This window comes from Phenylobacterium sp., assembly GCF_028290885.1.
GTDB lineage: Bacteria > Pseudomonadota > Alphaproteobacteria > Caulobacterales > Caulobacteraceae > Phenylobacterium.
Genome location: NZ_JAQGIZ010000110.1, coordinates 1 through 13057, shown reverse-complemented (window position 1 = coordinate 13057; position 13057 = coordinate 1). Strand labels below are relative to the sequence as shown.

9 protein-coding genes and 2 pseudogenes are annotated in these 13057 nt (G+C 69.6%); 6 read left to right on the top strand and 5 right to left on the bottom strand.

Going from position 1 to position 13057, the window contains the following annotated elements; genetic code table 11:
* From JWP28_RS07730 to JWP28_RS07720, 3 genes and pseudogenes are all read right to left on the bottom strand, one after another.
* Positions 1-622: pseudogene (locus JWP28_RS07730) on the bottom strand (PCRF domain-containing protein); the annotation flags it as partial.
* Positions 623-671: 49 nt separating this feature from the next.
* Positions 672-3062 (bottom strand): penicillin-binding protein 1A, encoded by a 2391-nt coding sequence (locus tag JWP28_RS07725; protein WP_299541747.1) that lies wholly within the window; start codon positions 3060-3062, stop codon positions 672-674.
* 91 nt (positions 3063-3153) lie between these two features.
* Positions 3154-4335: an N-acetylmuramoyl-L-alanine amidase gene (locus tag JWP28_RS07720; protein WP_299541745.1), complete on the bottom strand. Its 1182-nt coding sequence runs from the start codon at positions 4333-4335 to the stop codon at positions 3154-3156.
* Positions 4336-4801: 466 nt separating this feature from the next.
* Here JWP28_RS07720 and JWP28_RS07715 point away from each other — a divergent pair, with 466 nt between their 5' ends.
* From JWP28_RS07715 to JWP28_RS07700, 4 genes are read left to right on the top strand one after another with little or no spacing between them, the layout of a single operon-like run.
* A complete protein-coding gene (locus JWP28_RS07715) occupies positions 4802-7465 on the top strand; it encodes a ribonuclease E/G (protein WP_299541743.1) in 2664 nt (887 codons plus the stop codon).
* A gap of 47 nt (positions 7466-7512) precedes the next feature.
* Positions 7513-8922: a M48 family metalloprotease gene (locus JWP28_RS07710; RefSeq protein WP_299541741.1), complete on the top strand. Its 1410-nt coding sequence runs from the start codon at positions 7513-7515 to the stop codon at positions 8920-8922.
* A gap of 52 nt (positions 8923-8974) precedes the next feature.
* The gene (locus tag JWP28_RS07705) at positions 8975-9706 is read left to right on the top strand and encodes a DsbA family protein (RefSeq protein WP_299541739.1); all 732 of its coding nucleotides are present in this window, start codon (positions 8975-8977) and stop codon (positions 9704-9706) included.
* A gap of 48 nt (positions 9707-9754) precedes the next feature.
* Positions 9755-11257 (top strand): FAD-dependent oxidoreductase, encoded by a 1503-nt coding sequence (locus JWP28_RS07700; RefSeq protein ID WP_299541737.1) that lies wholly within the window; start codon positions 9755-9757, stop codon positions 11255-11257.
* 5 nt (positions 11258-11262) lie between these two features.
* Here the strand turns inward: JWP28_RS07700 and JWP28_RS07695 are convergent, their stop codons facing one another.
* Together JWP28_RS07695 and thiS are read right to left on the bottom strand one after the other, a co-directional pair.
* Complete coding sequence (locus JWP28_RS07695; protein ID WP_299541735.1) at positions 11263-12063, bottom strand: thiazole synthase; 801 nt, start codon at positions 12061-12063, stop codon at positions 11263-11265.
* 1 nt (position 12064) lies between these two features.
* Positions 12065-12265, bottom strand: coding sequence for a sulfur carrier protein ThiS (gene thiS, locus JWP28_RS07690; RefSeq protein WP_299541733.1), 201 nt, complete (start codon positions 12263-12265; stop codon positions 12065-12067).
* Positions 12266-12356: 91 nt separating this feature from the next.
* Here thiS and aroQ point away from each other — a divergent pair, with 91 nt between their 5' ends.
* Both aroQ and JWP28_RS07680 read left to right on the top strand, forming a co-directional pair.
* A complete protein-coding gene (aroQ, locus tag JWP28_RS07685; RefSeq protein ID WP_299541731.1) occupies positions 12357-12806 on the top strand; it encodes a type II 3-dehydroquinate dehydratase in 450 nt (149 codons plus the stop codon).
* Positions 12807-12823: 17 nt separating this feature from the next.
* Positions 12824-13057: pseudogene (locus JWP28_RS07680) on the top strand (hypothetical protein); the annotation flags it as partial.

Genomic DNA, 13057 nt, shown 5'->3' with positions numbered 1-13057 from the left:
GCTGTCGAACGGCGAGATGCGCACCAAGCGGTGGACGCCGGCCTCGGTCTTCAGCCAGCCGTAGGCGTTGGGCCCCTTGACCTGCAGGGTCGCCGACTTGATCCCCGCCTGGTCGCCAGAGGTCTCTACCAGGAACTCGACGGTCATGCCGTGGGCGTTGGCCCAGCGGGTGTACATGCGCAGCAGCATGCCGGCCCAGTCGCAGGACTCGGTGCCGCCGGCGCCGGAGTTGATTTCCACAAAGGCGTCGTTGCCGTCGGCCTCGCCGGACAGCAGGGCCTCGAGCTCGGCCCGCCCGGCCCGCTCCTTCAGGCCGCGGAGCTGGACGCGAGCTTCCTCGAGCGAGGCTTCGTCGCCCTCCTCGTCGGCCATCCCGGCGTAGCCCAGGGCGTCGGCCAGGTCGCGTTCCAGCGACTGTACGGCGTCGATCTGCGAGGCGAGCCGCGTGCGCTCGCGCATCAGGGCCTGGGCGGCCGCGGCGTCGTCCCAAAGGGTCGGGTCCTCGACCCGGGCGTTCAGCTCGTCGAGTTTGCGGAGCGCAGGCTCCCAGTCAAAGACGCCTCCTGAGCAGTTCGATCGACTGCTCGATGTCGGCCTTGGCGGCCTCGACATCCAATCTCATGGGGATTCTCCCGAAACGGTTGGGCGGGCCAGATAGGCTGTGCCGCCCATTAGTACAAGCCGGTGACGTCGTCCGGCTTCTTCGGCGGCGGCGCGGGCTGGACCGCGGAGGCCGCGCTGGGCGCGCCGGTGAGGCCGTTCTGGAAGACCTTGTTGTAGGGCTGCGGCCCGCCGATGACATCGCCTGCGTCGGCGACCCTGGGCTCGGTGCCCGGCCGGAAGGCTTCGCGGATGCCGCGGACCATGGCGAACTTGGCGTTGGCCGGCGGCTTGAAGTCGTCGGCGGGGTAGTACTTGTTCGCCTCCTTCATGAAGTCGATGAAGGTCGGCACCGCCGCCTGCGCGCCGGTCTCGCCGTTGCCCAGGCTGCGATTGTCGTCGAAGCCGATGTAGGTGCCCACCACCAGATGGGGCGTGAAGCCGACGAACCAGGCCGAGCGGAACTCGCTGGTGGTGCCGGTCTTGCCGCCGGTGGGCCGACCGAGCACCGAGGCGGCGGCGGCCGTGCCGCGCTGCACGACGCCTTGCAGCATGGAGGTGATCTGGTAGGCGGTGATCGGGTCCCAGACCTGGGCCCCTGACACCGGGATGCGCGGGCTCTCGTCGCCGTTGAAGCCCATGTCGCAGCGGTTGCAGTCGCGCAGGTCCGCCCTGAAGATGGTCTTGCCCTCGCGGTCCTGCACCAGTTCGATCAGGTGCGGTTCGACCTTCTTGCCGCCGTTGACGAAGGAAGCGTAGGCGGCGGTCAGCTTGAAGACCGTGGTCTCGCCGGCGCCCAGGGCCATGGCAAGGACGTTTTCCATCTTCGACACGACGCCCAGCCGGATCGACGCGGCGCTGATCTTCGGCATGCCGACGCCCTGGGCCAGCCGCACGGTCATGGTGTTGCGCGAGAGCTCCAGGCCTTTGCGAAGTTGCAGCGGGCCAAGGTAGTCGTGCTCGTAGTTCTCCGGCGTCCAGGCCTGGCCGTTGGCGCCGACGAGCGAGATCGGCGCGTCCATGACCACGCTGGCCGGCGTGTAGCCGTTCTCCAGCGCGGTGGCGTAGACGATCGGCTTGAAGGCCGAGCCGGGCTGGCGCAGCGCCTGGGTCGCGCGGTTGAAGCTGGAGAGCGAGAAGGAATAGCCGCCGACCATCGCCAGCACGCGGCCGGAGTCGGGGTCCATGGCGACCAGGGCGCCGTTGACCGCCGGCACCTGCTTGAGCCGGAACGCCGGGCCGCCGGCGTCGTCGGGCGCGACGAAGATCAGGTCGCCGGTCCCGATGCCCTTGCCGGCCCGGGCCCAGGCCACGTCGGCGGGTACGAGCGTTCCGGTCACGCCTTCGATAGTGGCGACATGGACGGTCCCGCCGCCGACCTCGGTGACCACGGCCTGGCGCCAGGTGCGCCGCTCGGCGGGCTTGGCGGACTTCTTGGCCACGTCTTCCCATCCGGTGAGCGTGGTGACGTGGCCCCAGGCGCCGCGCCAGCCGTGGCGGTGGTCGTAGCGCTCCAGCCCGTCCATCAGCGCCGTGCGGGCGGCGCTCTGCAGGCGCGGGTCCAAGGTGGTCCGCATGTAGTAGCCGCCCTCGTTCAGGCGGGGGCCGAGCGTGGCCAGGCTGCGGCGGCGGACCTCTTCCACGAAATAGTCAGCGTCGCGGTACTTGGCCCGCGTGGGCTCCGGCTGGACGACCAGGTCCTCCTGCTTGGCTGCGTTGGCCTGGGCGCGGGTCACCCAGCCGGCCTCGGCCATCTGGTCCAGCACCCAGTTGCGGCGGCCCATCGCCTGCGCCTTGCGGCGGATCGGGTGGTAGTTGTCCGGCCCCTTCGGCAGCGAGGCCAGATAAGCGCACTGGGCGAGGTCGAGGTCGGTGATCGACTTGCCGAAGTAGTTGTAGGCCGCCGCGCCGACGCCATAGGAGCGGTAGCCCAGCCAAATCTCGTTCAGGTAGAGCTCGAGGATCCGCTCCTTGGTGAGCGTGCCGTCCAGCTGCTGGGCGATCAGCGCTTCCTTCAGCTTGCGGCCGATGGTGGCGTCGTTGGTGAGCAGGATGTTCTTGGCGACCTGCTGGGTGATGGTCGAGCCGCTCTCCAGCCGCCGGCCCTGCGCGATGTTGACGATGTCCTTGGCGCTGGCGCGGATGATGCCCGCGTAGTCGAGCCCCGAGTGCTTGAAGAAGTTGCGGTCTTCCGCCGCCAGGAAGGCCTGGGCGAGCTGGGCCGGGATCGCGTCATAGGGCACGAAGATACGCCGCTCGCGGGAGAACTCGCCGATCAGGGTGCCGTCCCAGGCGTAGGCGCGCGTCGCCGTCGGCGGGTGATAGTCGGCCAGGTCGCCGGCGTCCGGCATGTCGTGGAACAGCCACGCGGCCCAGATCGCAATGGCGAAGCCTGCCGCGGCGATCAGGCCCAGCGCGGTGACGCCGGCGATCGCGACCCATTTTTCGCGAGGGGTGGTCAACGGACTTGCGGTCTCCAGAAGCGCCCCGCGCCTTGCGCAGCCGGTCTAGCGGGCTTCGTCAGCGGCGCCAACGGGCGTCAGCAGGCGCGCGTCAGCGCGACGCAAGCCGCGTGGCCTGGGCGAAGTAGTCGTCGATGGAATCGCCGACGGCGTTCATCAGCCGCCCGCGCCGCTGCGGATCGCGCAGAAACTCCTCGTCGTCGGGATTGGTCACGAAGCCCATCTCCAACAGCACGGCCGGGACGTCGGGCGCCAGCAGCACCATGAAGCCGGCGTCCCGCTGGCTGCGGCGCAGCAGCGGCGCCTTGCCCTCGATGCGGCCGACCAGGGTCTGGGCGAAGGCCGCCGAGCGGTTCTTGGTCGCGCGCTGTGTCAGGTCGAAGAGGATGTCGCTCACCCCGCGATCACCGGTGAGGCTGGCCTTCATGAACCAGTCGTCGCGGCTGACGAAGCGCGCGGCGCGGTTCGAGGCCTTGTCGGAGAGGGTGTAGACGCTGGCGCCGCGCAGCGTGGCGTCCGGGCCGGAGTCGGAGTGCAGCGAGATGAACAGGTCCGCGCCGGCGCGCTGGGCGATCCGCACGCGGGTCTCCAGCGGCACATAGGTGTCGTCCTGGCGGGTCAGCACCACGCGGTAACGGGAGGAGCGTTCGAGCCGAGCCTTCAAGGCCAGCGCGGCGGCGAGGTTGACGTCCTTCTCGAAGCCCAGGGCCCCGGTGGCGCCGGGATCGTGGCCGCCGTGGCCGGGATCGATGACCACCACCTTCTTGAGCGAGACGGGCAAGACCTGCGAGGGGGCGATCTGGGGCCGCAGCTGCAAGCCGACCGCGGCGCCGGGATTGGGATTGCTGATCAGCCGCACGGCGCCGGCCTGCGAGACGACGTCGACCACATAGCGGTAATGGTCGATGCCGTCGGCGGGGGGCAGCAGGAAGCGGGCCCTGACCCTGGCGCTGGCGGCGAGGTCCATCTGCAGGCGTGCGCCCGCCGGGGTCTGCTCGATCGCCCAGGCCTTCACCAGCCCCTGGCCGGAACCCTGCAGGCCGCCTTGCGCCGAGACGGTTGGCAGCAACAGGACGGCGTGGCCGTCGGCCGAGCCGTCCGAGAGCAGCTTGGCGCTGGCGGCCTGGTCGATGTCCATGACCAGCCGGGTCTGCTGCTCGTCGCCGCCCAGGCGGACCTTCAGCAGGCCGCCGATCGAGGCGGCGGCATGGGAGGCGGCGATGACGGCGGCGACGCCTGCGGCGACGGCGGCCGCGGCGAAGACCGCACGCACCCTATTCCGCACAAAGATCCGTCCGGCCCCAGCCAGCATCTAGCCTCGCCCCTGAGGGGTTTGGTAACCACCGCGTCAAGAGCCATATACGCGCTTGGCGGGTACACAAATGGTTAACCTGGGCTCGCAGGGTGCGGCGTTTCGGTTCGGCTTTCCTTTTGCGGCCCGCTGTTGCAATGTCCCGCGGCGCGCCAAACCGCCTCTCGCGTTCTTGCGGGGCGAAGGGGTCGCGCGAACAACCCCGCGTCACCTGACCGATTCCCGGCGACCGACGCATTATCCGATCCGCGTCACCCGACGCGCCTAGGAACACACTCGATGGGCAGCGCTGCTCAAGCCATTCACCGGTTTCAAGCCCCCCAAGGCGCCGCTTTCGGCGTCTTCCCGGGCGGCGCGCGCGCCCTTCCCACAAATAGCCGGCTGCGCCTGGACCTGACGTCCAGCGCGCGCCGCGGAGATAATCTTAATGTCCAAGAATATGTTGATCGACGCAGCCCACGCGGAAGAGACGCGTGTGGTGGTCGTCGACGGAACCCGTGTTGAAGAGTTCGATTTCGAAAGTTCCAACCGGAAGCAGCTCAGGGGGAATATCTATCTCGCCAAGGTGACGCGCGTTGAGCCGTCGCTGCAGGCGGCCTTCATCGAGTACGGCGGCAATCGCCACGGCTTCCTGGCCTTCAACGAAATCCACCCGGACTACTACCAGATCCCGGTCGCCGACCGCGAAGCGCCGATGCGCGAAGAGGCCGAGGAGGAAGACGACCACCACGAGCCGCGCGGCCGTCGCGGAAGCGCGGGCGCCGAGGCCGGGGCCGACGACGAGGACGAGGATCACGAAGCCGCCTCCGAGGACGATGACGACGTCATGGAGGAAGAGGTCGCCCGGCGCCGCCGGCGGCTGATGCGCAAGTACAAGATCCAGGAAGTGATCCGCCGTCGGCAGATCATGCTGGTGCAGGTCGTCAAGGAAGAGCGCGGCAACAAGGGCGCGGCGCTGACCACCTACCTGTCGCTGGCCGGCCGCTACGGCGTGCTCATGCCCAATACGGCAAGAGGGGGCGGCATCAGCCGCAAGATCGAGACCGCCACCGACCGCCGGCGCCTGAAGGGCATCGTGCAAAGCCTGGACGTGCCGCAGGGCATGGGCCTGATCGTGCGCACCGCCGGCGCCAAGCGCACCAAGGCCGAGCTGAAGCGTGACTACGACTATCTGCTGCGTCTGTGGGAAAACATCCGCGAGACGACCCTGCACTCGATCGCGCCGGCGCTGATCTACGAGGAGGAAGACCTCGTCAAGCGGGCGATCCGGGACCTCTACGACAAGGACATCGACGGCGTGTTCGTCGAGGGCGAGGCCGGCTTCAAGGAAGCGCGCGACTTCATGCGCATGCTGATGCCCAGCCAGGCCAAGAAGGTGCAGCTGTACCGCGAGCCGACGCCGCTGTTCGTCAAGCACAGGGTCGAGGACCACCTCAGCCAGATCTATTCGCCGGTCGTGCCCCTGCGCTCCGGCGGCTACCTGGTGATCAACCAGACCGAGGCCTTGGTCGCCGTCGACGTGAACTCCGGCCGCTCGACCCGCGAGCGGAACATCGAGGCCACGGCGCTGAAGACCAACATGGAGGCGGCGGAGGAAGCCGCCCGGCAGCTGCGGCTGCGCGACCTCGCCGGCCTGATCGTCATCGACTTCATCGACATGGACGAGTCGAAGAACAACCGCGCCGTCGAGAAGAAGCTGAAGGACTGCCTGAAGGACGACCGCGCCCGCGTGCAGATGGGCAAGATCAGCGCCTTCGGCCTGATGGAGATCAGCCGCCAGCGCCGCCGCTCGGGCGTGCTGGAAGGCACCACCCATGTCTGCGAGCACTGCGGCGGCACAGGCCGGGTGCGTTCGGTGGAGTCCAGCGCGCTGGCCGCGCTGCGCACCCTGGAGATCGAGGCCCTGAAGGGCGGCGGCGAGGCGACGCTGAAGGCGCCGCGCGCGGTCGGCCTCTACATCCTCAACGAGAAGCGGGCGCACCTGGCGCGCCTGCAGCAAACGCTGGGGCTGTTCGTCACCGTCGTGGTGGACGACGACATGGCGCACGCCGAATGCCTGATCGAGCGCACCTCGACGGAGCAGCGGCCTGACCATGCCGCCATCGTCCCGCCGACCGCGGCCTATGAGCCGATGGTCGACGACGGCTACGACGACGAGGCCTTCGAGGACGAGGAAGAGGAAGACGAAGAGGCGGTCGAGCGCGAGGACACGGACGACGACGAGCCGCCCGTGGTCGCCCGCGGCCGCGAGGATCGGCCGCACCGCGACGAGGAAGGCCACGAGGAGGGCGAAGGCGCCCGCCGCGGACGCCGCCGGCGCCGCCGTGGACGCCGCGACGGCGAACCCCGCGAAGCCGGGGCGGCCGCCCCTGCCCCGCGTCCATCCGAGGCGCCGCGCGACGGTGAGGAGGACGGCGGCCAGGGCCGCCGGCGCCGCCGCGGCCGCAGAGGCGGCCGGCGGATGCGCGAGGACGGCCGTCCGACCGACGCCTTCGCCTGGACCCGGCCCTGGGTGCCCTACGGCGACGATCCGTTCGTCTGGTACGACCCCTCCGAGGACATGAAGCACGACGCCGCGTCCGCGCCGGCCCCCACGCCCGCCAACGACCTGCGTGAGCCGCCGAGCGTGGCCGCCGAGGCGTCTATGCCGGCGCCTTCGACCGCTCAGCACCGCGCCGACGGCGAAGAGGAGATCTGGGTCGAACTGCCCCCGACCGAAGACAGGCCCAAGCGGGCCCGCCGCGGCCGCGGCCGGGGCCGTGGCGGCGAGGCTTCCGCCGACCAGGCCGTGGCCGAGGCTCCGGCGCCGGTTGCATCGCCTGAGCCCGAGGCGATCGCCGCACCGGAGCCCGCGCCTCCGCCGGAGCCGGCAGCCGCCAATGCCGACGCCCCGCCGGCCGGCCGGAAGCCGCGGGCTAGCCGCGCCAAGGCCAAGGCCACCCCAGTGGCCGAGGTCGCGGCCGAGGCGGCGCCGGAAGTGGTCGCTGCGTCGGAACCTGAACCGATCGCCGCCGCGCCGCGCGCCCCGGACCCGGCGGAGATCTCGGCCCCGCCCGCCGCGCCGCGCAGAGGCTGGTGGCGGCGCGGATGACGCGTTAGGCTCGAATCGGGGATTGCAAGGGGCGCAGTGAGGTGAGCATGGCGTCCTCTGCCCGTTCGGTTTTCCGCCTCGCGCTGGCCGCGGCTCTGGGCCTAAGCCTGGTGCTGCGGCCGGGGCTGGCCGCCGCGCAGCTGGGCCCCGGCGAGACGCTGATCCGCGACACCGAGATCGAGGACATCCTGCACCGCGACGCCGCGCCGATCTTCCAGGCGGCCGGCATCGATCCCAAGGGCATCCAGATCATCCTGATCGGCGCGAAGGATCCCAACGCCGCCGCCGCGCCTGGGCTGATGATGGTGACCACCGGCCTCATCCTGCAGGCCAAGAACCCCAACCAGCTGCAGGGTGTCATCGCCCACGAAGTCGGCCACCTGGCGGGCGGCCACAGTTTCCGCTCGGGCGAGATGCAACGCGCCGGCATGGTGCCGATGATCCTGACCATGGGCCTCGGCGTGTTGGCGGCCCTCGCAGGCTCCGGCGACGCCGCGGCCGGTCTGATCACCAGCGCCCCCTACTTTGGCGCGCTTGGCGCCGCCGGCTATAGCCGCGAGCAGGAAAGCCGCGCCGATCAGGCGGGGGCCACCCTCATGGAAAAGGCCGGCCTCTCCGGGCGCGGCCTGGCGGAATTCTTCGACAACTACCGGTACCAGGAAGTCTTCGCCCAGTACCGCCGCTACAAGTATTTCATCGACCACCCGCTGTCCTCGGACCGCATCGAGGCCCTGCAAATCAGGGTGGCCGCTCTGCCGCACTACGGCCAGATCGACCCCCCCGAGGCGATGGCCGAGCATGAGGTGATGAAGGCCAAGCTCGACGGCTTCATCAATCCGCAGGTGGCCATGACCAAGTACGACGAGAAGGACACTTCGTATCCGGCCCGCTATGCGCGGGCGATCGCCTACTACCAGCTGAAGGAGCCGGACAAGGCGCTGAAGCGGGTGGACGCGCTCTTGGCCGACCAGCCCAACAATCCGTACCTCTGGGAGCTGAAAGGTCAGATCCTCTTCGAGTTTGGCCGGATGAACGAGGCCGAGGAGCCTCAGCGAAAATCCGTGGCGTTGAAGCCGGACGCGCCGCTGTTGCGCATGAACCTTGGCCAGACGCTGATCGCCCTCGAGGACAAGAAGAAGGTCGACGAGGGCATCGTCGAGCTGAGGAAGGCGCTGACCCAGGAAAACGACAACGCCGCCGCCTGGCGGATGCTGGCGGAGGCCTACGACAAGCGCGGCCAGGAGGGTATGGCCCGCCTCGCCACCGCCGAATACCAGTACAACATCGGCAACATGCGCCAGGCCCGCGAGTTCGCCGTCCGCGCCCGTGAGCGGCTGCCCAAGGACAGCCCCGAATGGCGGCGCGCCACCGACATCGTGCTGGTCTCCAAGCCGAGCAAGGACGACCTGAAGGACCTGGCGCGCGAGGGCTCCATCGCCGGCGCGCAGGTCCGCTAGCCTGACCCTCTGACGCCTATCAAAGGACGAAATGCCGACTTATGTGGCTGCCATGACCCTTGCTCTTCGCACTGCCGCCGCCCTGGCCGCCGCGGTTTCGCTTTCCGGCTGCCAGAAGCTCGACGACGCCTTCGGCGACAAGGTGCACGCCTACCTCATGGCCCACCCCGAGGTGGTCCGCGAGGCGGCGGTGAAGCTGGCCGAAAACGACCGGCTGGCGGCGCTGAAGGCCTCGACCGTGGCCATCGACAAGTACCGCGGCCAGCTGGAGCGCGACAACCGCGACTTCGTGGCCAATCCGCACGGCAAGATCACGGTCGTCGAGTTCTTCGACTACCGCTGCGGCTACTGCAAGCTGGCGGCCCCCGAAGTGGTGAAGCTGATCAACGAAAACCCCGATGTCCGCTTCGTCTTCAAGGAATTCCCTATCTTCGGCGAAGTTTCCGACACGGCCGCCAAGATCGCCCTGACCGATTCCGCCAAGGCCAAGGGCGTCGAGCTTTACAAGGCGCTGATGGCCGACCGGGCGCTGGACGACGCAGCGCTGGACCGCCACCTGGCGGAGGTGGGCGTCAACGCGGCCGCCGCGCGCAAGGATGCCGACCGGCCGCTGATCGCGCGCCAGCTCCTCGATACCCATGCCCTGGCCGTGGCCCTGAAGATCGACGGCACCCCGGCCTTCATCGTCGGCCAGACCATGATCCCGGGCGCCGACATGAGCGCCCTGCGCGCCGCCATCGCCTCGGCGCGGGCCGGGACCAATCCGGCGAAGACCACGAGCTAGGCGCGATCTTGCGCTAGGGTGGCCGGGACAGCGGCGGGGAACAGCGACATGGCCGAACGGGTGCTGGTGATCGGGGCGGGTATGGCCGGGCTCTGGACGGCGCTGGCGCTGGCGCCGACCGGGCGCCAGGTGGTCCTGCTCGAACGCGATCCACCGCCGCCGGCGGGCGGACCGGACGCGGCCTTCGAGGGCTGGAGCCGGCGCGGCGTGGGCCACCTGCGCCACAGCCACGCGTTCCTGGCCCGCCTGCACATCCTGATCCGCGACGAGCATCCGCAATTGCTGACCGAGCTGCTCGACGCCGGCTGCCGCGACCTCGGCTTCGAAGGCGGGCTCACCGACATCCACCGGCTCAGCTATGTGCCCGACCCCGTGGACCGGGACCTCGCCGTGCTGACCAGCCGGCGCACGACGCTGGAGCTGATCATGCGCCGCTATGTGGAGCGCCAGGCGAATGTCGAGGTCCGGTCGGGCGTGTTCGTCCGGGAGCTGATCCTGGCGCCGGGGCCAGTCCCCGCGGTGACTGGCCTAATCGTCGAAGACTCAGAGGGCCGTCGCGAGCTGAGCGCCGACCTGGTGATCGACGCCGGTGGCCGCACCTCCGCGGCGGTCGAACAGTTGATCGAGGCCGGCGCGACGATCGGCGAAGAAACCGAGGATTGCGGCATCCTCTACTTCACCCGGCACTATCGGCTGAACCCGGGCGTCTCCGAGCCGGAACGGAGCAAGGCGCCGCTGACCGGCGACCTGGAATATCTGAAGTTCGGAGTATTTCCGGGCGACAACGGCTGCTTCTCGATCACGCTCTGCGTGCCGGAAATCGAGGAGGAGCTGCGCAAGAAGGTCGTCGATCCACAGGTGTTCGACGGAGCCTGCGCGCGGCTGCCGGGCCTGGCGCCCTGGGTCGATCCGGCGACATCGACGGCGATCAGCCGGGTGTTCGGCATGGGCGACCTGCACAGCCGCTGGCGCGACTTGACGCCCGGCGGCCGCGCCGCCGTCAGCGGCTTCTTCCCGGTGGGCGACAGCCTGGTGCGCTCGAACCCGCTCTATGGGCGCGGCTGCTCCTTCGCCGCGGTCAGCGCCCACCTGCTGCGCGACGCCCTGCAGATGTTCAGCGATCCCGGCGCCCGCCTGGAAGCCTACCAGCGGCGCGTCGGGGGGGAACTGCGCTCCTACTACGACGCCATGCGCGATGCCGACCGTAGCGCCGTCCGCCGCGCGCGTCAGGCCCTGACCCCGGGCTACCGGCCGAGCTTGAAGAGCCGGGTCACCAAGCGCTTCTTCGAGGACGGGGTGGCGATCGCCGTGCGCTCGGACGTGGACCTCTTCCGCGCGGCGCTGCGCGGCTTCCACATGCTGGAGGACCCGCAGGCCTGGTTGCGGCGACCGAAGAACCTCGCCAAGGTGCTGGGCTATTGGGCCCGCGGGCGCGAGCGCAACGCCGCGGCCTACCGTCCGCGCGGCGGCCCCGAGCGGGAGGAGATGCTGCGCGGTCTCGGCCTCTCGCCCGAACTCGACGTCGAACGCGTGCTCGCCCGGGCGGCTTGAACCGCCTAGATCAGCCCCGCCAGCGGCGACGACGGGTCGCCGTACATCCGCTTGGGCATCCTGCCGGCCAGAAAGGCTTCCCGGCCGGCGATGACCGCGTGCTTCATCGCAACGGCCATGCGGATCGGGTCGCGGGCCTCGGCGATGGCGGTGTTCATCAGGACGGCGTCACAGCCCATCTCCATGGCCAGGACCGCGTCGGACGCCGTGCCGACGCCGGCGTCGACCAGCACCGGCACGCTCGACTGCTCGATGATCAGGCCGAGGTTGAGGAAGTTCTGGATGCCGCGGCCCGAACCGATGGGGGCGGCCGCGGGCATGATGGCCGCGGCGCCCGCATCCTCCAACTTCTTCGCGTAGACCGGGTCGTCGCTGCAGTAGACCATCACTTGGAAGCCGTCGGCGATCAGCAGCTTGAGCGCCCGCAGCGTCTCCTCCATGTCGGGCAGGAGGTGCTTGGTGTTGGAAAGCACCTCGAGCTTGACGAGGTCCCAGCCGCCGGCCTCGCGGGCCAGGCGCAGGGTGCGCACCGCATCCTCGCCGGTGAAGCAGCCGGCGGTGTTGGGCAGGAAGGTGAAGCGGTCGGGCTTCACATGGTCGACCAGCATCGGCTGGCTGGGATCCGAAAGGTTCACGCGGCGCAGCGCCACCGTGACGATCTCCGCGCCGGCCGCCTCGGCCGCGGCGGCGTTCTGCGCGTAGTCCTTGTACTTGCCGGTGCCGATGATCAGCCGCGAGCGGAAGGTGCGGCCCGCGACGGACCAGGTGTCCTCAGAAGTCTTTGGGGTGTGGACAGAGCCGTCCATGTCAGCCGCCTCCGATGAAATGCACGATCTCGATCCGGTCGCCGTCCGAGAGCTTTGTCTTCCCATAGGCCGAGCGCGGCACGATCTCCAGGTTGCGTTCGATGGCCACCTTGCGCCCGTCAAGGCCGAGCTCAGTCACCAGGGCCGCGAGGTCGGCCAGCAGCGGAAATGCGCGCGGCTCTCCGTTGACGGTCAGGTTCATCGGCGGCCTCCCATTCATCGCCTCGGGTCCACCAAGCTTGTGACCCCCGCCCGCGCCCGGTACAAGACGGCGGAATCGACGGCGGAGCCGAATGTCGAAACCGATCTATGTGCTGAGCGGGCCCAATCTCAACCTCCTGGGCGCCCGCGAGCCGGAGATTTACGGTCACCAAACCCTCGAAGACGTGCAGCGGCTCTGCGAAGCCCGCGCGTCCGCCTTGGGCTGCTCGATCGTCTTCCGCCAGTCGAACCACGAGGGCGAGCTGATCGACTGGATCCAGGAGGCGCGCACCGAAGGCTCCGCCCTGGTGATCAATCCGGCGGGCTACGGCCACACCTCGGTGGCGATCCTCGATGCGCTGAAGGCGGTGGGCGTGCCGGTGGTGGAGTGCCACCTCTCGAACCCGGCCTCCCGCGAGGCGTTCCGCCATCAGACCTACGTCTCTCTCGCCGCGACCGGAACAGTCTCCGGCTTCGGCGCCGCGAGCTATGAACTAGCCATCGAGGCCGCCGCGGGCCTCGTCGGCGAAGCCTCAAAGTAAGAAGCGAAGGTATCTCCATGGCTAGCCCTCCCAAGGCTCCCGCCGCCGACCCGATTGACGCGCGCCTGGTGCGCAGACTGGCGGACATCCTGACGGAGACCGGCCTGTCGGAGATCGAGGTCGAGCATTCGGGCCTGAAGATCCGGGTCGCCAAGACCTTGACGGCCGCGCCCATGCAGATGATGCACGCCGCGCCGGCCGCCGCGCCCGCGCCCGGTACAAGACGGCGGAATCGACGGCGGAGCCGAATG

What these genes read in the sequence shown, in the direction of transcription:
- JWP28_RS07700 (WP_299541737.1), top strand. Translation starts at nt 9,755, where the DNA reads ATGGCCGAACGGGTGCTGGTGATCGGGGCGGGTATGGCCGGGCTCTGG.
- JWP28_RS07715 (WP_299541743.1), top strand. Translation starts at nt 4,802, where the DNA reads ATGTCCAAGAATATGTTGATCGACGCAGCCCACGCGGAAGAGACGCGT.
- thiS (WP_299541733.1), bottom strand. Translation starts at nt 12,265, where the DNA reads ATGAACCTGACCGTCAACGGAGAGCCGCGCGCATTTCCGCTGCTGGCC.
- JWP28_RS07695 (WP_299541735.1), bottom strand. Translation starts at nt 12,063, where the DNA reads ATGGACGGCTCTGTCCACACCCCAAAGACTTCTGAGGACACCTGGTCC.
- aroQ (WP_299541731.1), top strand. Translation starts at nt 12,357, where the DNA reads ATGTCGAAACCGATCTATGTGCTGAGCGGGCCCAATCTCAACCTCCTG.
- JWP28_RS07710 (WP_299541741.1), top strand. Translation starts at nt 7,513, where the DNA reads ATGGCGTCCTCTGCCCGTTCGGTTTTCCGCCTCGCGCTGGCCGCGGCT.
- JWP28_RS07705 (WP_299541739.1), top strand. Translation starts at nt 8,975, where the DNA reads ATGACCCTTGCTCTTCGCACTGCCGCCGCCCTGGCCGCCGCGGTTTCG.